The sequence below is a fragment of the Bacillus cereus ATCC 14579 genome (assembly GCF_000007825.1).
Taxonomy (GTDB): domain Bacteria; phylum Bacillota; class Bacilli; order Bacillales; family Bacillaceae_G; genus Bacillus_A; species Bacillus_A cereus.
The window spans coordinates 5,392,959-5,411,809 of record NC_004722.1; the positions used below are offsets into that span (position 1 = coordinate 5,392,959).

An 18,851-nucleotide genomic window follows, 5' to 3' on the forward strand; every position below is an offset into this window, starting at 1 on the left:
TTTCACAAAAAAACATTTTCGTTCGTAAGAATTATATATTTAACTTATGAAAGCCTTATCTTTCTTATAAAAAAAAAGAAACACATCTTATTATAAGAAATGTGTTTCTTTTTTATACTGCCTTTATGCCGGTGGAGCATGTCCATCCTCAAAACGACGTTCTAAGTTAACGAACTTATTGAACTCTTTGACGAATGCAAGTTCCACTGAACCTACTGGACCGTTACGTTGTTTTGCAATAATAATTTCAATTGTATTTTTGTTTTCCGTTTCTCGATCATAGTAGTCTTCACGATATAGGAAAGCTACAATATCAGCATCCTGCTCAATACTTCCAGATTCACGAATATCAGACATCATCGGGCGTTTACTTGACGAGATTCTACACCACGAGATAACTGTGATAAAGCAATAACAGGCACTTGCAATTCACGCGCAATCCCTTTTAAGGTACGAGAAATCTCAGATACTTCCTGCTGACGGTTTTCTCCTGATTTCCCACTTCCTTGAATAAGCTGCAAATAGTCAATCAAAATCATACCAAGACCTTGTTCTTGCTTTAATCTACGGCATTTTGCTCGAATCTCATTTACTTTAATACCTGGCGTATCATCAATATATATACCAGCATTTGAGAGACTCCCCATTGCCATTGTTAATTTTGCCCAATCATCGGAAGTTAATGAACCAGTACGAAGTCTTTGTGCATCAATATTCCCTTCTGCACAAAGCATACGCATAACAAGCTGATCAGCACCCATCTCCAAACTAAAAATCGCTACATTTTCATCCGTTTTCGTCGCTACGTTTTGTGCAATATTTAATGAAAATGCCGTTTTCCCTACTGATGGACGTGCTGCCACGATAATTAAATCATTTCGTTGGAAACCTGCTGTCATCTTATCTAATTCAGTAAACCCAGTTGGTATCCCAGTAACTTCACCCTTTTGATTATGCAAAAGTTCAATTTTGTCATAAGCATCTACAAGAACATCTTTAATGTTTTGGAATGCTTTTGCATTCGTTTGATGGGATACTTCTAATATTTTTTTCTCAGCCTCGTTTAAAAGACCATCCACATCATCTTCTCTCTCGTATCCATCCGATACAATATGAGTCGCCGTGCGAATTAAACGACGTAAAAGCGCCTTTTCAGCGATGATGCGTGCGTAATATTCTACGTTAGCTGCAGTTGGCACAACTTCTGCTAACTCTGCTAAGTAAGAAACCCCACCAACCTCTTCTAGTAATCCTTGATCAGCCATTGCTGATGTCATCATTACTAAGTCAATCGGCTCTCCCTTATCAGATAGCCCAAGCATGACTTCAAAAATCTTTTGATGTTTCGTTCGATAGAACGAATCAGGTACCAATAACTCTGATGCTGAAGTTAACGCATCTTGATCAATCAATATGGCCCCTAAAACCGCCTGCTCAGCCTCTATATTATGCGGAGGGGTACGATCAGCAAGTACATCACTCATACGCAATCCTCCTTGCTTAATTTATTTTTATTGTTCACTAACATGAACTTTTACTGTTGCTGTTACTTGTGGATGCAATTTCACAGTAACGTTTGTATAACCTAACGCGCGGATTGCATCGTCCATTTCAAATTTACGTTTATCAAGTTTAATCTTGTGTGATTTTTGCATTGCATCTACGATTTGTTTGCTTGTGATAGAACCAAATAAACGGCCACCTTCTCCAGATTTCGCCTTTAATTCTACAGTTAATTTCTCTAAAGTCTCTTTTAACTCTTTTGCATTTTCAAGCTCTGCTGCTGCATCTTTTTCTTCTTTACGCTTTTGAGCTTCTAAAGTTTTCATACTGCTATTTGTTGCTTCAGCAGCTAATCCTTGTTTTAGTAAGAAGTTGTTTGCATAGCCATCTGGTACGTTTTTTACTTCTCCTTTTTTACCTTTACCTTTTACGTCTTTTAGAAAAATTACTTTCATGATTGTGTGCCTCCCTGTAAATAGTCATCAATAACAAATCGAAGCTTCTCCTCCGCTTCATCTACTGTAACACCTTTCATCTGTGTGGCTGCCTTCTTCACATGCCCGCCACCGCCTAAGTTTTCCATAATTAGCTGCACATTCACTTCACCTAAAGACCTGCTGCTAATTCCAATGAGATTCTCACCACGCTTCGCAACAACAAATGATGCAATAATCCCTGTCATCGTTAATAACGTGTCTGCCGATTGCGCAATAAGCACTTGATCGTAGTAATCATCACTATCAACTTTAGCAATCGCAATTCCATTTTTATAAATGTACGCATTTTTTATAGCTTTTGCAACCCGTAAATACTGATCCATATCTTCCTTTAAAAGTTCTTGTACAAGTACAGTATCTGCACCATGTGAGCGTAAATAAGAAGCAGCATCAAATGTACGAGCCCCTGTCCGGAATGTGAAACTTTTCGTGTCGACAATAATACCCGCTAACAATGCCGTCGCTTCTAACATTGTCATCTTTAAATTTTTAGGTTGATACTCAAGTAATTCTGTAACCAATTCTGCCGTTGAAGAAGCATATGGTTCCATATAAACTAGCAATGGGTCTTCAATAAAATCTTCTCCACGGCGATGATGATCAATACCTACTACATTTTCAATTTTATGTAACAGTTTTTGCTCCATCACCATAGAAGGTTTATGCGTATCGACAACAACAAGTAACGACTCATCATTTGCAAATTCCATCGCTTGCTCTGGAGTAATAAAATGAGACCATAACTCCTCATTTTGTTTCACTTTGTCCATCAAACGCTTAATTCCTTTATCGGAATCATTTTCATCTAACACAATATATCCTTTACGCTCATTTAATTGAGCCACTTTTAAAATACCAATCGCAGCACCAATTGCGTCCATATCGGGAGCCCTATGCCCCATAATAATGACATTACTACTTTCTAATACTAAATCCTTTAACGCATGCGAAATGACCCTGGCGCGTACACGGGTACGTTTTTCAACCGGATTTGTCTTACCTCCATAGAACTTAACTTTACCTGTCGCTTGTTTAATAGCTACTTGGTCTCCCCCACGCCCAAGCGCAAGATCTAAACCAGATTGAGCCATTGCTCCAAGCTCTGATAAAGGTAAATCACCTGATCCGACACCCACACTTAATGTAAGTGGTATATTCCTTTTAGATGTTTCTTCACGCACCTGATCTAAAATGCTAAATTTCCCTTTCTCCATCTGCGTCAAAATACTTTCATTTAGCACAACGAAGAATCTTTCTGAAGATGCACGTTTTAAATAAGCACCATACTTAAGTGCCCATTCATTTAGTCGCGATGTCACAAGACTTGTTATATTCGTACGTAATTGATCATCTAATCCTTGTGTAACTTCATCATAATTATCCAAATAGATGACAGCTAAAACAGTCCTTTGATCCTCGTACATCTTTTCGATTTCTGTTTGTTCCGTTACATCAAAGAAATAAATTAACTTTTCTTCTTTCCTTACAAAAACGCGAAACTTTCGATTATTTAAAGAGACTATATCATCAGAAGTTTCTCCTTTAATGAAAAGAAGTAATGTTTCTGATACATCGTAAAGGTGCCATCCAGCTAATGCGTGCTGTCCCAGACATGAAGATAAATAAGGATTTGCCCAATCAATCCCATAATCCTTATTGTATAACAAAATACCAATCGGCATTTGGTTAAATGCTTCATTACTTACTTTCTTTACTCTTGTAATCATATCTGTCGTATGCTTTTCGAAATTCCTTTGAAAATTAAGTTCAAATCGTATAACGATAAAGAATACGATACAAAAAATGACAAAAGCAGCTATACCCATAATTAAATGAAAATAACAGAGAATTGAAATGAGCACAAACACAAAAAATGCCAATACATAAACAGGATATAAAAACCACTGTTTCTTATCAAATTCAGGCATGTATACAACTCCTATAAAGTAAAACTAACTTACCTTCCAGTTAGTTAAACAGATTAAAATAGTATAAGGAATATTATTTTATCCCCCTATTTTAGAACGCAATGAAATCCCTAAGTCAATTATACCTAAGATTGTCACAAGAGGAAACAGCATCGGAATAAACATGCATGCAATAAAACTAATAATAGGAACCCCTTTAGTAAAACCTTTTCTATACGCTAAAAAGGCGATAAATGTCAGACCTTGCAGTACAAGCAATAGTGCAAATATGACATTTAGGTTAGAAAATACCATATGTAAATATGATGTTGGTTCTACTTTTATAAAAGTTGCTAACAAAATAAATATAACGTAATACCAAATGATACTCTTTGGTAATTGTATATCTTTAAATTTAGGCCAAGATATAACTTCATGTTTTAACTTTTTCAAAACACTACCTGATATTATCACTGTAATCCAAGAAAAACATACTGAAACTAGCACAAGTATACTTGGAAGTAACGATTGTAATATATCATTCATTTGTGCAAGTAGCTCTTTTTGTTCCTTACTAATCGGCATACCTGTAGCACTTACTATCTTTTCGCTTTTCGCCATACTTTCACTAAACATACTTTGCATTTGCTTCATTATATCTATGTTGAAAAACTTTATACTCGCAACATAAATAAGTACAAAACCAATTAAGTATGCAAGCGTCCCCGCTATTAAGATTTCAACTGGCTTTTTTCTTGTTTTATACATATATCCTAAAACAATCCCTATCAATCCAAACATAATTGTCTTCACTAAATTCAGCGGTTGACTCACAATAATAGTAACAAAAAGTGCTGCTACAAAAACCACGAGCACATTAGATAGTTTATGTCTTATCATTAATAGTATAAATGGTAACGGCAACGCAAAAGTTACAACTGTACCCAAAATCGGAACATACATAGATATAAGCAATAAAATTGCATATATAGCTAATAATGCTGCACCTTCTGTAATAAACTTTGTTTGTTTCACATTTTAACCTCTCTTTCAAAAAGAAAAGCATAGCAAAATGCACAGTAGAGTCCGACTCTACTGTGCATTTCATACGCTATTATTCACCAACATATGGTAAAAGTGCCATTTGACGAGCACGTTTAATTGCAACTGTAAGTTTGCGTTGGTATTTTGCGCTTGTTCCTGTTACACGACGAGGTAAAATTTTACCACGCTCAGAAACGAAACGTTTTAATAAATCAACATCTTTATAGTCAATGCGAGTGATGCCGTTAGCTGTGAAGAAACACACCTTACGACGTTTCGCACGTCCACCTTTGCGTCCTGCCATGTCTATTTCCCTCCATTCTTTGTTAAAACTAACAAATTTACTGTATTAGAACGGTAAATCGTCGTCGGAAATGTCGATCGGTTGACCTACATTTGAAAATGGATCGTCATTCTTCGTAAATCCAGAGTTACCTTGGTTACCTGAATTACTAGATTGACCAAATGGGTTAGAGCCTTGGTTACCGAAACCAGCTCCTGATGGTTGCTGATTAAATGAACCACGTTGCTCCCCACCGCCATTACGCGGCTCTAAAAATTGCACGCTTTCCGCAAGAACTTCTGTTACGTATACACGTTTACCATCTTGTCCCTCGTAATTACGAGTTTGAAGACGCCCATCTACGCCTGCTAAGCTACCTTTTTTCAAATAATTTGCTACGTTTTCTGCTTGTTTACGCCATATTACACAATTAATAAAGTCAGCTTCACGCTCACCTTGCTGATTGGCAAATGCGCGATTCACAGCTAACGTAAAAGTAGCTACTGCGACACCATTGGGCGTGTAACGTAAGTCAGGGTCCTTAGTTAAACGACCAACGAGGATAACACGATTCATCAATCGAACCACTCTCCCTTATATATCAATTATTTTTCTTCTTCTTTAACAACGATATGACGAAGGATGTCTTCGTTGATCTTAGCTAAACGGTCGAATTCGTTAATCGCTTCTGCGTTAGATTTCACGTTTAAGATCATGTAGAAACCTTCACGTAAGTCGTTGATTTCGTAAGCTAAACGACGCTTACCCCACTCTTTCGTGTTAATGATTTCTGCACCATTGTTTGTTAAAACACCTGCAAAACGTTCAACTAAAGCTTTTTGAGCTTCTTCTTCAACGCCAGGACGAATGATGTACATAATTTCGTACTTTCTCATTACACTTTCACCTCCTTTTGGTCTAAACGGCCCGTAATGGGCAAGGAGCAATTAATTTATAGTAATTACTCACGAGTTTAGATTATATCATAGTAAGTTATATGAATCAACTCACCAATACATAAAAAACTTGGCAAACATATAATATATTTGCCAAGTTCATATCTTTATTTTTCCTAGGAAATATTAAATTAAACGTTAAAACGGAAGTGCATAACATCTCCGTCTTTTACGATATATTCTTTTCCTTCTAAACGTACTTTTCCAGCTTCTTTTGCAGCTGTCATAGAACCGTTTGTCATTAAATCATCGTAAGAAACTGTTTCTGCACGAATAAATCCACGCTCAAAGTCTGTATGAATAACACCAGCACATTGTGGTGCCTTCATTCCTTGTTTAAATGTCCAAGCACGTACTTCTTGAACGCCAGCTGTAAAGTACGTAGCAAGTCCTAATAGGTCATATGCTGCACGAATTAATTGATCTAAACCAGACTCTTCAATTCCTAATTCTTCAAGGAATACTTTTTTCTCTTCTTCGTCTAATTCAGCGATTTCTGATTCGATTTTTGCACATACAACGATTACTTGAGAATTTTCATTTGCTGCAAATTCTTTTACCATTTGTACGTATTTATTTTCCGAAGGATCGATAATATCGTCTTCACTTACATTCGCTACGTATAACATTTCTTTTGTTGTAAGTAAATGAAGGCCTTTAACAATCTTCATCTGCTCTTCTGTAAATTCAACAGTACGAGCTGGTTTTCCCTCTTCAAAAGCTTCTTTTAAACGAACTAAAATTTCATGCTCATATACCGCTTCTTTATCTTTTTGTCTTGCTAATTTCGCAACACGCTCGATACGCTTATCAACAGACTCTAAGTCCGCTAAAATTAGCTCTAAATTGATTGTTTCAATATCATCAATTGGATCTACTTTCCCTGAAACGTGCGTAATATTTTCGTCTTCAAAACAACGAACAACTTGGCAAATTGCATCTACTTGACGAATGTGAGATAAGAATTTATTTCCTAAACCTTCACCTTTACTAGCACCTTTTACGATACCTGCAATATCAGTAAACTCGAATACAGTCGGAACAGTCTTTTTCGGTTCTACTAATTCCGTTAATTTATTTAAACGCTCATCTGGTACTTCTACAATCCCTACGTTTGGATCAATTGTACAGAATGGATAGTTCGCAGATTCTGCTCCTGCTTGTGTAATTGCATTAAATAAAGTGGACTTCCCTACGTTAGGTAATCCAACAATCCCAGCCGTTAATCCCATATTTTTCACTCCTATGTCTCAATCTTTCATCATTATAGATAGTAACGAAAAAAATGACAAGTTTCCGCCAAACGAAAAAAAGTAACAGTTACCTACTGTAACTGTTACTCTTCCTCTATTCTTCGTGCTTCACAAGTATTTTTTTCACCTTACGATCAAACTCTCTTCGAGGAATCATTACTGAATGGTCACACCCCTCGCACTTAATGCGGATATCCATTCCCATACGAATAATTTTCCAACGATTCTCGCCACATGGATGGGCTTTCTTCATTTCCACAACATCATACAAGTTATATTCCTTTTGCTCCATTCTCCAAACTCCTCTCCATACTAAATTGCTTTTCCACTAACTAATTCTTCACGATTATATAAAACCATACGTGGATATGGAATTTCAATTCCATGTAAATCAAGACGATTTTTAATCTCTTTACGAAGTGCCCTTGCAATAACTGCATGTTGCATCGGTTCTACTTCAGCAATAACACGTAATATAACTTCTGATGCAGCTAATGTTTGCACACCTAATAATTCAGGTGTTGTTACCATTTTTTCGTACTTTGAAGGTAATTCTACTAATAAATCTTCAATAACTTGCTCTGCTTTCGCAATATCAGCCTCATATGAAATAGATACATCAACAAACGCTACACTATTACTAACTGAGTAGTTAGTAACTTGAATAATACTTCCATTTGGTAAAGTATGAATTTCACCTGTCCAACTCTTTACTTTCGTTGTACGAAGTCCAATTTCTAAAACGACTCCTTCAAATTGACCGATTTTAACATAATCGCCAACTGAAAACTGATCTTCTAACAAAATAAATAAACCTGTAATAACGTCTTTCACTAAACTTTGAGCACCAAATCCGACTGCTAAACCAATTACCCCAGCACCCGCTAATAAACCTGATGCATTAATATCAAACACACCTAAAATCGCAATTAGCATAATGAACATAACAACGTACGCTACAATATTTTCAAGTAATTTCGCTACTGTAACTGTACGACGTTCTGAAATCTGAATTGGAGAACGACTCCCCATACGAAACGCATTTCGTACAACCGCCCTTGCAATTCGCACAACAACTGCACCAATTGTTAAAATAATACATATTTTTAATGTCGCAACTCCAATATGAGCCCAACGATCAGCATCTAATAAATACTGTTTCATAGAATTAAACCACTTCGCTAATAAATCCATGTACCTCTACCTCTCTAGCTAAAATTTCTTTTTAGTTACCCTTATTATTGTATCAGAAGTCCCCTAATTGCTGAAAAAATTTTATGATTTTAATCCTATTTTATCCCCGACATCCAGGTATAAAATGGAACGAATATATATATACTAGTACTATTATTTCCGTTTTCATTCACATTTTGCAAAAATTACGCACTTATAACTTTCCATTTTCCTCACCATATAACATATATTGAAAATTTATTAAAAGGATGGGTGCTTCATGAATATTGGAAGTTTTCGCTTACCATTTTTTGAGAAAGAAACTCAAAACGTTATGCACCAAGATCTAGAAGCCTCTGAGATAATCAGTAATTTCTTACTTACCCATATTCCTATTAAAACTAATATACCACTCATTCTCGTTTGTATCGGCACAGATCGCTCTACAGGTGACGCACTCGGCCCATTAGTTGGTACAAAACTTGAACAAATAGACATCCAAAACCTCCAAGTATTCGGTACACTAGATGAGCCAGTACATGCGCTAAATTTAGAAGAGAAAATTCAGAATATACAGAAAGAATATCCTACTGCATTTATAATTGCTGTTGATGCATGTTTAGGAAAGTCCCAAAATATCGGATCAATCACTACTGGAAAGGGACCTAGTAAACCTGGGGCTGCTATGAATAAGAAATTACCTGCAGTTGGTGATTTGCACATACACGGTATCGTCAATCTAAATGGGTTTATGGAGTTTTTCGTTCTTCAAAATACAAGATTAAGTTTAGTCATGAAAATGGCTGATGTAATCGCAAAAAGTATAAAAGAGACGGATCAAAAATTATCCGCATTAAAAAAAGCAAACCATCTATAAATAATAAGATGGTTTGCTTTTTAATTTTTCTGTGCTAATAGTTCTAAAATACGATTTAAATCTTCTTTATTAAAAAATTCAATTTCGATTTTACCTTTTTCTTTTTTCGTCTCTTTAATTTTCACATCTGTGCCAAACTTTTCTCTTAAGAACGTTTCACGTTCTACGAAAAATATATTTCGCTCTTTTTTCACTTTTTTTGTTTCACGTGAAACGTGTTGATTAATCTCTTGGACGATTTTCTCTAATTGACGAACATTTAATCCTTCTTTTTCAATGCGTTTCAATAAGGACTTCAATTGTTCTTCATCTTTTATCGTAAGTAAAGTTCTCCCATGAGCCATTGAAAGTTGACCATTTGCAATCATATCTTGTACGAAAGAAGGTAAGCTTAATAACCGAGTATAATTTGCAATGTAAGGTCTGCTTTTACCAAGACGTTTCGCTAATTGTTCTTGCGTTACATTTAGCTCATTCATTAACATCTGGTATGCCATTGCCTCTTCCATAGGATTTAAATCTTCTCGTTGTAAGTTTTCTAACAAAGCAAATTCCATCATTTGCTGTTCAGTTAATTGTCTTACAACCGCAGGTACTTTTTCTAAACCAGCCTCTTTTGCAGCACGAAATCGTCTTTCACCTGCAACAATTTCATATCCTTTAATACTCTTCCTAGCAATTAATGGTTGTAGAATACCGTGTTCCTTAATCGAAATTGCTAATTCCTGAATCGCCTCTTTATTAAAGTGTTTACGCGGTTGATATGGATTCGGCCTTAATTCAGTTACAAGAATCTCCTGAATTGTTTCCTCTTCTTTCACATCTAAATCAGGAAAAAACACATTAATTCCTCTTCCTAATCCTTTAGCCACCTGCAATCACTTCCTCTGCTAAATCTATATACACTTCTGCTCCTCTTGATTTAGCGTCATACTGCATAATAGGTTTCCCATGACTTGGAGCCTCGCTCAAGCGTACATTACGCGGAATAATCGAGCGATATACTTTATCCCTAAAATACTTTTTCACTTCATCTATAACTTGAATCCCTAAATTTGTACGGGCATCCAACATTGTTAACAATACACCTTGAATTGCTAAATTTTTATTTAAATGTTTTTGTACAAGTCGAACTGTATTTAATAGCTGACTTAACCCTTCTAGTGCGTAATATTCACACTGTACAGGAATAATAACAGAATCTGCTGCTGTTAATGCATTAATCGTTAATAACCCTAAAGATGGGGGACAGTCGATAATAATATAGTCATATTCATCACGAACTGGCTGTAATGCTCTTTGCAAACGTACTTCCCGGGAAATAGTCGGTACCAATTCAATTTCAGCACCAGCCAATTGAATTGTAGCGGGTAGAACATCTAAGTTTTCAGTTGCGGTTTTCTGTATAACCCCTTGAACATCTGCATCTTCCACAAGAACGTTGTAAATACATTGATCTAATTCAGATTTTTCAATTCCCACACCAGTCGTTGCATTTCCTTGAGCATCAATATCTACAAGAAGGACTTTTTTACCTACTTGCGCCAATCCAGCCCCTAAATTAACAGATGTTGTTGTTTTTCCAACACCGCCTTTTTGATTAGCAATAGCAATGATTTTTCCCATGATGTCACCTACTTTCAACCTTTCTATCTTATTCTAGTAACAATTACGTTTATTGTAACATGAAATAAAACTTTTTCTTTTACGTCCTTTATTAAACTTCAAAATTTATTTCTAAACTCCTTCTTCATTTAACAAGAAAATATAGTAAAAGAGACCTCTCCAATAGGATAAGGTCTCTAGCACGTCATTATTATTTTTTCTTTGGAATTTTAATTGTAATTTGATAGTACTCATCAAATTCTTCTTCCTCAGAATTAACATTCAAACCACTTTCAGTAACCATTTGTAAAGATTGTCTAATTGTATTCATAGCAATCCTCGTATCTCGACTTACTGCTTTTTGCTTTGCCTTACGCTTCGGTTTCGCTTCCTCTAGTAACTTCGCAATTCGTTCTTCTGTTTGCTTTACATTTAGTTGTTTCTCAACAATTTCCTGTAAAACCTTCAGTTGTAATTCCTCATTTTTTAAAGGAATGAGAGCGCGGGCATGACGTTCTGTAATGCTTTTTTCTAATAATGCACTTTTTATTTCTTCAGGCAACTTTAACAAGCGCAACTTATTTGCGATTGTAGATTGTCCTTTTCCAAGTCGTTGTGCCAATGCTTCTTGTGTTAAATTATGTAACTCAATCAGCTTTTGATATGCCACAGCTTCCTCGATTGCCGTTAGTTCCTCACGTTGCAAGTTTTCAATTAAAGCTACAGAAGCTGTCTCTGTATCATTTAAATTCTTTATAATTGCAGGAACCTTTTCCCAACCTAACTTTGTTGCCGCGCGAAAACGTCTTTCTCCAGCAATAATCTCGTACTTATCATCCTCATATTGCCTTACAACAATCGGTTGAATAAGTCCATGTGTACGAATTGTTAATGCTAGCTCATCAATACGCGCATCATCAAAAACTGTTCTTGGTTGATAACGGTTAGGGGTAATATTTACTATCGGAATTTCTTGTATTTCTTCATATACCTTTTTATCTATCTCTTCATGGCTTTCGTCTTGTAATTCGAATTCGCTCTCTTTATCTCCAAAGCCAAATAAACGAGAAAACGTATTTTTCATACATATTCCACCACCTTTTAGGCCTATTGACTATTCTCCATAAAATGTTTCCTATGAAACATTTACGTTTTCATTTATATAATTTAATCTTACGTCTAATAAGATTTATTTTTCAATAGGTAATTTATTGGGTGTTCCCGGTTTGCGTGGATATTTCTTTGGTGTCTTGCGCTTTTTCTCGATTAATAAAATATTACGTTCACTCTCTTCAAATGGCAATTGGAACGTAGACATCTCTTTCAACTCTCCGCCTAGCACCTCTAAAGCATACTTGCCATTTTCAATTTCTTCGTTTGCTGCTGCACCTTTCATTGCAATGAATGTTCCTCCAACTTTTACAAGTGGTAAACATAGCTCACTTAATACAGAAAGACGCGCAACTGCACGTGCCATTACAATATCGTATGATTCACGTACACCTTCTTTTTTCCCAAATGTTTCAGCACGATCGTGACAAAATGCAACATCACTTAATTCTAACTTTTGGGCTAAGTGATTTAAGAAATTAATACGTTTTTGCAATGAATCTACAATTGTTACTTTTAAGTGCGGGAAACAGATTTTTAAAGGAATACTTGGGAATCCAGCCCCTGCACCAACATCACAAATTGAGAATGGTTTTGAAAAATCATAATAAAAAGCAGCTGTAATGGAATCAAAAAAGTGTTTTAAATATACTTCTTCTTTTTCTGTAATAGCCGTTAAGTTCATTTTTTCATTCCACTCTACTAATGTTTCAAAGTAGATTTTGAACTGCTCTAACTGTCTAGAAGAGAGGGTGATTCCCTTCTCTTCTAGCATAGATTGAAATTGTTCTATGTTCATCTAGCAATATCTCCTTACTATTTATTGGTTCGATACGCGTGCAATTTTTCCTTGTTCTATATACACAAGTAAAATGGAAATATCCGCTGGATTTACGCCAGAAATACGTGAAGCCTGCCCCATTGAAAGTGGACGAACATCTTTCAATTTCTGTCTAGCTTCTGAAGCAAGGCTAGAAATCGCATCATAATCAATATCTACAGGGATTTTTTTACTCTCCATTTTCTTCATACGCTCTACTTGCTGTAAAGATTTTTCAATATACCCTTCATACTTAATCTGAATTTCAACTTGTTCTTTAACTTCATCACTTAATTCTACTTCACTTGGTACTAAAAGATGAATATGCTCATATGCCATCTCTGGACGACGTAATAAGTCACTTGCACGTATTCCATCTTTCAATTCACTTCCGCCAATATTGCGAATTAATTCTTGAACTTCAGGACGTGGTTTAATAATAATGCTGCTTAACCGTTCCTTTTCCTGTTCAATTTGTAATTTTTTATTTGTAAATCGCTCATAGCGCTCTTCTTTAATTAATCCAATTTCACGACCAACTTCAGTTAAACGAAGATCAGCATTATCGTGGCGTAATAATAGACGGTATTCTGCACGAGACGTTAATAAACGATATGGTTCATTTGTACCTTTCGTTACAAGATCATCAATTAAGACGCCAATATAAGCATCCTCGCGACCTAAAACAACTTCTTTTTTACCTAAAGAACGGCATGCTGCATTAATTCCAGCCATAAGCCCTTGTCCGGCCGCCTCTTCGTAACCAGAAGTTCCATTAATTTGTCCTGCTGTATATAAATTTTTAATCTTTTTCGTTTCAAGTGTTGGCCATAGTTGTGTTGGCACAATTGCATCATATTCAATTGCATAACCTGTACGCATCATTTCAACATTTTCTAGGCCTGGAATTGTTCTAAGCATGTCACGTTGTACATCTTCTGGTAAGCTTGTGGATAAACCTTGTACATATACTTCTTGTGTATTACGCCCTTCTGGCTCTAAGAAAATTTGATGGCGTGGTTTATCATTAAATCTTACTACTTTGTCTTCAATAGAAGGACAGTATCTAGGGCCTGTTCCTTTAATCATACCAGAATACATAGCTGAACGATGTAAATTTTCATCTATTAAACGGTGTGTTTCTGTACTTGTATATGTCAACCAACATGGAATTTGATCCATAATAAATTTCGTTGTTTCAAAAGAGAACGCACGTGGCTTATCATCACCTGGTTGAATTTCTGTTTTACTGTAGTCAATTGTATTACTGTTTACACGCGGAGGTGTCCCTGTTTTAAATCTAACAAGATCAAATCCAAGTTCCTCTAAATGCTCAGATAATGTAATAGACGGTTGCTGATTATTTGGACCGCTTGAATATTTTAAGTCGCCCATGATAATCTCGCCGCGTAAAAATGTTCCAGTTGTAATTACAACGGTTTTTGCTGTATATTCTGCACCAGCTTGTGTAACTACCCCTTTACATACACCTTCTTCAACGATTAAACGCTCTACCATTCCTTGGAACAACGTTAAGTTTGGTGTTTCTTCAATTGTTTTCTTTAATTCATGTTGGTAAGCGAATTTATCAGCTTGCGCTCGAAGTGCACGTACGGCTGGTCCCTTACCTGTATTTAGCATACGCATTTGAATATGAGTTTTATCAATATTACGTCCCATTTCTCCGCCTAATGCATCAATTTCACGAACAACAATCCCTTTCGCTGGTCCACCAACAGAAGGGTTACATGGCATGAATGCTACCATATCCAAGTTAATTGTTAACATTAATGTTTTTGAGCCCATTCGTGCTGCCGCAAGACCAGCTTCACATCCTGCATGACCTGCACCGATTACTATGACATCGTATGAACCGATATTGTATCCCATTGTTTATTCCTCCTAATAATCTCTATCTTTCTACAACTTCACTATATTATTTTCCTAAACAAAATTGAGAGAACAACTGGTCAATTAAGCTTTCATGCACTGTGTCCCCAGTAATTTCACCAAGTATTTCCCACGTTCTTGTTAAATCAATTTGTACCATATCAATTGGTACACCATTTTCAATCGCCTCAACTGCATCACCGATTGTTTTTCCTGCTTGTGTTAATAATCCAATATGTCTCGCATTAGAAACATATGTCATATCTGCAGAATCGATTGTTCCTTCAAAGAATAAATCAGCTATTGCCTTTTCGAGTTCATCTATTCCTTGTTCCTCAATTAAGGATGTTGTAATAACACGATTTCCCGCGGCTAACTCTGTAACACGTTCCATATCAATCGCTTGCGGTAAATCAGTCTTATTCACAATAACAATAAAGTCTTTTCCTTGTACCGCACGGAATAGATCTTCATCCTCATTTGTTAAAGCCTCGCTATAGTTGACAACAACTAATACTAAATCCGCTTGGCTCATCATTTCTTTTGAACGTTCCACACCAATTCGTTCAACAACATCTTCTGTCTCCCGAATACCGGCTGTATCTATAAGTTTAAGAGGTACACCACGCACGTTAACGTACTCTTCAATAACATCACGAGTTGTTCCTGCAATATCAGTTACAATTGCCTTTTTCTCCTGAACAAGACTATTTAATAACGATGATTTCCCAACGTTAGGTCTACCGATAATTGCTGTAGCAATACCTTCACGTAAAATTTTCCCCTGTTTTGATGTTTCTAATATTTTTTCGATTTCCGAACGAACATGCGTCGCTTTCTCAATTAAAATATTATGTGTCATCTCTTCTACATCATCGTATTCTGGATAATCTATATTTACCTCAACATGAGCTAATGTTTCTAATATTTCTTGACGCAAAAGACCAATTAATTTAGATAATCGCCCTTCCATTTGATTAATTGCTACATTCATCGCACGATCTGTTTTTGCTCGAATCAAATCCATAACAGCTTCTGCTTGTGATAAGTCGATACGTCCATTTAAAAAAGCACGTTTTGTAAATTCGCCCGGTTCTGCCAATCGTACTCCTTGTGCTAGAATAAGTTGCAATACTTTATTTACTGAAACAAGTCCACCGTGACAGTTAATTTCCACTATATTTTCACGTGTAAAAGTCCTTGGTGCGCGCATAATAGACACCATAACTTCTTCAATAACTTGATTTGTATCTAAATCAACAATATGACCATAATGAATAGTGTGAGAAGGAACCTCTGTTAAATCCTTCCCCTTAAAAATACGATCAACTTTCTCAACCGCATCATCCCCACTTACTCGAACAATGGCAATTGCACCCTCTCCAAGCGCTGTGGAAATCGCAGCAATTGTATCAAATTCCATGTCCTTTCACCTCACTTGCTTATTTATCTCTATTTCAACATGATTATTTCTTTCACTAAATTATTAGGATACCATAACGAACCTATCTACAAAAGAAGAATAACTCATTTTATTATATCCCCATGTAAAAAACACTAAACTTATTCACAGTGGATAAGTTTAGTGTTTTTTAGTTATCCACATCTATTTTCCGCTCAAAAAAACCGGCACTCATTTGAGCAACCGGTCATTTAGGAGATATTACAACATGCCGATGTGGTTCATTTCCTTCAGAAGTTGTATTGATACCTTGATGATTTGATAATGCCTGATGAATAATTTTTCGTTCAAAAGATGGCATCGGTTCTAAAATAACTCTTTTTTTCGTATTAAATACTTGTTTCGCTAATCGATAAGAAAGTGATTCTAACGTACTTTTTCTTTTACTACGATAATTTTCAGCATCTAGTGTAATACCGATATACTGCTTCGTGTTACGATTCGCGACAAGTTTTGTTAAATACTGTAAAGAGTTCAATGTATTACCTCTTTTCCCAATTAAAACACCTACATTATCACCAGAAATTGTAAATTCGATTTCGCGTCCTTTTACAATTTTACTAATCTCGACTTCCACACCCATATCGTGAATAACATTTCTTAAATATTCTTCACATTCTTGAATTGGATCTTTCTTCAATACAACTTCTACTACTGCAGGGCGATTCCCAAATAAACCTAAGAATCCCCTTTTACCCTCATCGACAATATTTATATCTACTCGATCTTTTGATGTATTTAATTGCCTTAAAGCATCCTCTACTGCCAGCTCGACTGTTTGTCCTTTAGCAGTAATTACACTCACTTGCTTGAGCCTCCAGCCTTACCAGCCTTACTAGCCTTAATCTCTGGTCCTTTAATAAAGTACATTTGAGCAATACCAAAGATATTACCAACAACCCAGTAAAGTGATAATGCAGCTGGGAAGTTAATTGCAAAGATTAAAATCATAATCGGCATAAGCCAAAGCATCATTGCCATTTGTGGATTTTGACCAGCTGTTCCTGCCATTGCAAGCTTTTGCTGAATAAATGTCGTAATTGCTGCAACGACTGGTAAGATATAGAACGGGTCTGCATGTCCTAAATCGAACCATAAGAAACTATGTTGTTTAATTTCAGCTGTTCTCATAATCGCATGATAAAACGCGAATAAAATAGGCATCTGAACAAATATCGGTAAACATCCTGCCAATGGATTTACACCATTCTTTTGATATAACTGCATCATTTCTTGTTGTAGTTTTTGCTGTGTTGCTTGATCTTTAGAACTATATTTCTCTTTTAACTTCACCATTTCTGGTTGTAACGCTTGCATTGCCTTTGTACTCTTTGTTTGTTTAATCATTAATGGTAATAATGCAAAACGAATGATAAGAGTTGTAATAACAATTGCTAAACCGTAATTACTGTTAAATAAGTCGGCAAAATACGTGATTAACTGAGAAAGCGGATATACGAAATATTCATTCCAAATCCCAGTACTTTTCGATGTAATCGGCTGACCCGTTTCACTACAACCGGTGGCAATCGCCATTAATGCAACGACCATGGCTAGTAAACCTAATTTCTTTTTCAAAGCCTACTCCTCCTTGTATCGGTATGTATATAGTGTAATTCATTTCCTTACGCTACTTTTTTATTCTTTTCATACCAGAGCGTTTAAAGACATGAATTAAGCTTTTCTTTACTTCTTCATATGTCATCTCTGCACAAGGCTTCCTTGCTATTATAACAAAATCTTTTCCAGAAGCTATCTCATCTTTTAACTCTGTAATAGCCTGACGGACCATGCGCTTAATTCGATTACGAACTACTGCATTTCCTATTTTCTTGCTAACAGAAAGGCCGATGCGAAAGTTTGGCTGTTCTTCTTTATCTAATTGGTATACAACAAACTGACGATTTGCATTTGATTTTCCTTTTTGAAAAACCGCCTGGAATTCATCATTCTTCTTTATACGATGTTTTTTCTTCATATCAATTGACACTCCTGTATTTCATCAGCGGAAATTCACTATTATTAGAAAAAAAGACCACTGAACGATCAGTGGTCTACGCAGATAATACTTTTCTTCCTTTACGACGACGAGCTGCTAGCACTTTACGTCCGTTCGCTGTGCTCATACGGCTGCGGAAACCATGTACTTTGCTGCGCTTACGTTTATTTGGTTGGTAAGTTCTTTTCATTATATGACACCTCCCTGAGGAATATCTGTTAAAGACAGTCCTATAAATTATAGTTAATTAACTAGGAAAATGTCAATGGTTCTAGAAATTTTCATCAAATATTCATTTTGAACCTATTCACATACTTTTTCACAGCACCTATATTTCCTTGTGGATAAATATTTTTTCGCGCTTTTTATATCCACAAACTTTTTTCGCACTTTTACACAGTATATCGTGTTGTGGACAAGTTTATTCCACAAGGTATTGATTTTGTGGATAACTTTCTTAAATTCATTGCTA

20 protein-coding genes and 1 pseudogene are annotated in these 18,851 nt (G+C 35.9%); 1 reads left to right on the forward strand and 20 read right to left on the reverse strand.

Features of this window, described 5'->3' with window-relative positions; all coding sequences use genetic code 11:
* Window positions 1–123 precede the first annotated feature (123 nt).
* The 10 genes and pseudogenes from dnaB to BC_RS27320 form a co-directional block, all read right to left on the reverse strand.
* A pseudogene (gene dnaB, locus BC_RS27275) lies at window positions 124–1,484 on the reverse strand (replicative DNA helicase).
* A 27-nt stretch (window positions 1,485–1,511) separates the two neighbouring features.
* Window positions 1,512–1,958, reverse strand: coding sequence for a 50S ribosomal protein L9 (gene rplI, locus BC_RS27280; protein WP_000864228.1), 447 nt, complete (start codon window positions 1,956–1,958; stop codon window positions 1,512–1,514).
* On the reverse strand, window positions 1,955–3,928 hold the full coding sequence (locus BC_RS27285; RefSeq protein WP_001113783.1) for a DHH family phosphoesterase: 1,974 nt from the start codon (window positions 3,926–3,928) through the stop codon (window positions 1,955–1,957). Before BC_RS27285 ends, rplI begins: the two co-directional genes overlap by 4 nt.
* 78 nt (window positions 3,929–4,006) lie before the next feature.
* Window positions 4,007–4,942 (reverse strand): YybS family protein, encoded by a 936-nt coding sequence (locus tag BC_RS27290; protein WP_000814840.1) that lies wholly within the window; start codon window positions 4,940–4,942, stop codon window positions 4,007–4,009.
* A 79-nt stretch (window positions 4,943–5,021) separates the two neighbouring features.
* Window positions 5,022–5,255 carry a 30S ribosomal protein S18 gene (gene rpsR, locus BC_RS27295; RefSeq protein ID WP_000918873.1) on the reverse strand — a complete coding sequence of 78 codons (234 nt, stop codon included), beginning with the start codon at window positions 5,253–5,255 and terminating at the stop codon, window positions 5,022–5,024.
* Between the two features lie 45 nt (window positions 5,256–5,300).
* On the reverse strand, window positions 5,301–5,813 hold the full coding sequence (gene ssb / locus BC_RS27300; protein ID WP_000981966.1) for a single-stranded DNA-binding protein: 513 nt from the start codon (window positions 5,811–5,813) through the stop codon (window positions 5,301–5,303).
* A gap of 26 nt (window positions 5,814–5,839) precedes the next feature.
* Window positions 5,840–6,130, reverse strand: a complete 291-nt coding sequence (gene rpsF, locus BC_RS27305; RefSeq protein ID WP_001233778.1) for a 30S ribosomal protein S6 — start codon at window positions 6,128–6,130, stop codon at window positions 5,840–5,842.
* Window positions 6,131–6,321: 191 nt separating this feature from the next.
* Window positions 6,322–7,422, reverse strand: a complete 1,101-nt coding sequence (gene ychF / locus BC_RS27310) for a redox-regulated ATPase YchF (RefSeq protein WP_000524657.1) — start codon at window positions 7,420–7,422, stop codon at window positions 6,322–6,324.
* 115 nt (window positions 7,423–7,537) lie between these two features.
* Window positions 7,538–7,735 carry a DUF951 domain-containing protein gene (locus BC_RS27315; protein ID WP_000435485.1) on the reverse strand — a complete coding sequence of 66 codons (198 nt, stop codon included), beginning with the start codon at window positions 7,733–7,735 and terminating at the stop codon, window positions 7,538–7,540.
* Window positions 7,736–7,755: 20 nt separating this feature from the next.
* The gene (locus tag BC_RS27320) at window positions 7,756–8,637 is read right to left on the reverse strand and encodes a mechanosensitive ion channel family protein (RefSeq protein ID WP_000364812.1); all 882 of its coding nucleotides are present in this window, start codon (window positions 8,635–8,637) and stop codon (window positions 7,756–7,758) included.
* Between the two features lie 259 nt (window positions 8,638–8,896).
* Here BC_RS27320 and yyaC point away from each other — a divergent pair, with 259 nt between their 5' ends.
* Window positions 8,897–9,493 (forward strand): spore protease YyaC, encoded by a 597-nt coding sequence (yyaC, locus tag BC_RS27325; RefSeq protein WP_001020714.1) that lies wholly within the window; start codon window positions 8,897–8,899, stop codon window positions 9,491–9,493.
* Between the two features lie 20 nt (window positions 9,494–9,513).
* Here the strand turns inward: yyaC and spo0J are convergent, their stop codons facing one another.
* From spo0J to rpmH, 10 genes are all read right to left on the reverse strand, one after another.
* Window positions 9,514–10,365: a stage 0 sporulation protein Spo0J gene (gene spo0J, locus BC_RS27330; RefSeq protein ID WP_001051832.1), complete on the reverse strand. Its 852-nt coding sequence runs from the start codon at window positions 10,363–10,365 to the stop codon at window positions 9,514–9,516.
* Entirely contained in the window at window positions 10,358–11,119 is a 762-nt protein-coding gene (soj, locus tag BC_RS27335) for a sporulation initiation inhibitor protein Soj (RefSeq protein WP_000516114.1), read from the reverse strand. Before soj ends, spo0J begins: the two co-directional genes overlap by 8 nt.
* A 190-nt stretch (window positions 11,120–11,309) precedes the next feature.
* Window positions 11,310–12,182 carry a nucleoid occlusion protein gene (gene noc, locus BC_RS27340; protein WP_000799016.1) on the reverse strand — a complete coding sequence of 291 codons (873 nt, stop codon included), beginning with the start codon at window positions 12,180–12,182 and terminating at the stop codon, window positions 11,310–11,312.
* A 105-nt stretch (window positions 12,183–12,287) separates the two neighbouring features.
* Complete coding sequence (rsmG, locus tag BC_RS27345; RefSeq protein ID WP_001019628.1) at window positions 12,288–13,007, reverse strand: 16S rRNA (guanine(527)-N(7))-methyltransferase RsmG; 720 nt, start codon at window positions 13,005–13,007, stop codon at window positions 12,288–12,290.
* Window positions 13,008–13,028: 21 nt separating this feature from the next.
* Window positions 13,029–14,918 (reverse strand): tRNA uridine-5-carboxymethylaminomethyl(34) synthesis enzyme MnmG, encoded by a 1,890-nt coding sequence (gene mnmG, locus BC_RS27350; RefSeq protein WP_000541063.1) that lies wholly within the window; start codon window positions 14,916–14,918, stop codon window positions 13,029–13,031.
* 46 nt (window positions 14,919–14,964) lie between these two features.
* Window positions 14,965–16,341, reverse strand: a complete 1,377-nt coding sequence (gene mnmE, locus BC_RS27355) for a tRNA uridine-5-carboxymethylaminomethyl(34) synthesis GTPase MnmE (RefSeq protein ID WP_000393757.1) — start codon at window positions 16,339–16,341, stop codon at window positions 14,965–14,967.
* 226 nt (window positions 16,342–16,567) lie between these two features.
* Window positions 16,568–17,185: an RNA-binding cell elongation regulator Jag/EloR gene (gene jag / locus BC_RS27360; RefSeq protein WP_000111516.1), complete on the reverse strand. Its 618-nt coding sequence runs from the start codon at window positions 17,183–17,185 to the stop codon at window positions 16,568–16,570.
* A complete protein-coding gene (spoIIIJ, locus tag BC_RS27365; RefSeq protein WP_000727738.1) occupies window positions 17,182–17,958 on the reverse strand; it encodes a YidC family membrane integrase SpoIIIJ in 777 nt (258 codons plus the stop codon). Before spoIIIJ ends, jag begins: the two co-directional genes overlap by 4 nt.
* A 52-nt stretch (window positions 17,959–18,010) precedes the next feature.
* Window positions 18,011–18,358, reverse strand: coding sequence for a ribonuclease P protein component (rnpA, locus tag BC_RS27370; RefSeq protein WP_000726619.1), 348 nt, complete (start codon window positions 18,356–18,358; stop codon window positions 18,011–18,013).
* 76 nt (window positions 18,359–18,434) lie between these two features.
* Window positions 18,435–18,569: a 50S ribosomal protein L34 gene (gene rpmH / locus BC_RS27375; RefSeq protein ID WP_000831901.1), complete on the reverse strand. Its 135-nt coding sequence runs from the start codon at window positions 18,567–18,569 to the stop codon at window positions 18,435–18,437.
* Between the last annotated feature and the right edge of the window lie 282 nt (window positions 18,570–18,851).

Coding starts and splice junctions, on each gene's coding strand:
- noc (WP_000799016.1), bottom strand. CDS start 12,182: ATGAAAAATACGTTTTCTCGTTTATTTGGCTTTGGAGATAAAGAGAGC.
- soj (WP_000516114.1), bottom strand. CDS start 11,119: ATGGGAAAAATCATTGCTATTGCTAATCAAAAAGGCGGTGTTGGAAAA.
- BC_RS27315 (WP_000435485.1), bottom strand. CDS start 7,735: ATGGAGCAAAAGGAATATAACTTGTATGATGTTGTGGAAATGAAGAAA.
- mnmG (WP_000541063.1), bottom strand. CDS start 14,918: ATGGGATACAATATCGGTTCATACGATGTCATAGTAATCGGTGCAGGT.
- yyaC (WP_001020714.1), top strand. CDS start 8,897: ATGAATATTGGAAGTTTTCGCTTACCATTTTTTGAGAAAGAAACTCAA.
- BC_RS27285 (WP_001113783.1), bottom strand. CDS start 3,928: ATGCCTGAATTTGATAAGAAACAGTGGTTTTTATATCCTGTTTATGTA.
- rplI (WP_000864228.1), bottom strand. CDS start 1,958: ATGAAAGTAATTTTTCTAAAAGACGTAAAAGGTAAAGGTAAAAAAGGA.
- rpmH (WP_000831901.1), bottom strand. CDS start 18,569: ATGAAAAGAACTTACCAACCAAATAAACGTAAGCGCAGCAAAGTACAT.
- rpsR (WP_000918873.1), bottom strand. CDS start 5,255: ATGGCAGGACGCAAAGGTGGACGTGCGAAACGTCGTAAGGTGTGTTTC.
- rnpA (WP_000726619.1), bottom strand. CDS start 18,358: ATGAAGAAAAAACATCGTATAAAGAAGAATGATGAATTCCAGGCGGTT.
- rpsF (WP_001233778.1), bottom strand. CDS start 6,130: ATGAGAAAGTACGAAATTATGTACATCATTCGTCCTGGCGTTGAAGAA.
- mnmE (WP_000393757.1), bottom strand. CDS start 16,341: ATGGAATTTGATACAATTGCTGCGATTTCCACAGCGCTTGGAGAGGGT.
- BC_RS27320 (WP_000364812.1), bottom strand. CDS start 8,637: ATGGATTTATTAGCGAAGTGGTTTAATTCTATGAAACAGTATTTATTA.
- ychF (WP_000524657.1), bottom strand. CDS start 7,422: ATGGGATTAACGGCTGGGATTGTTGGATTACCTAACGTAGGGAAGTCC.
- rsmG (WP_001019628.1), bottom strand. CDS start 13,007: ATGAACATAGAACAATTTCAATCTATGCTAGAAGAGAAGGGAATCACC.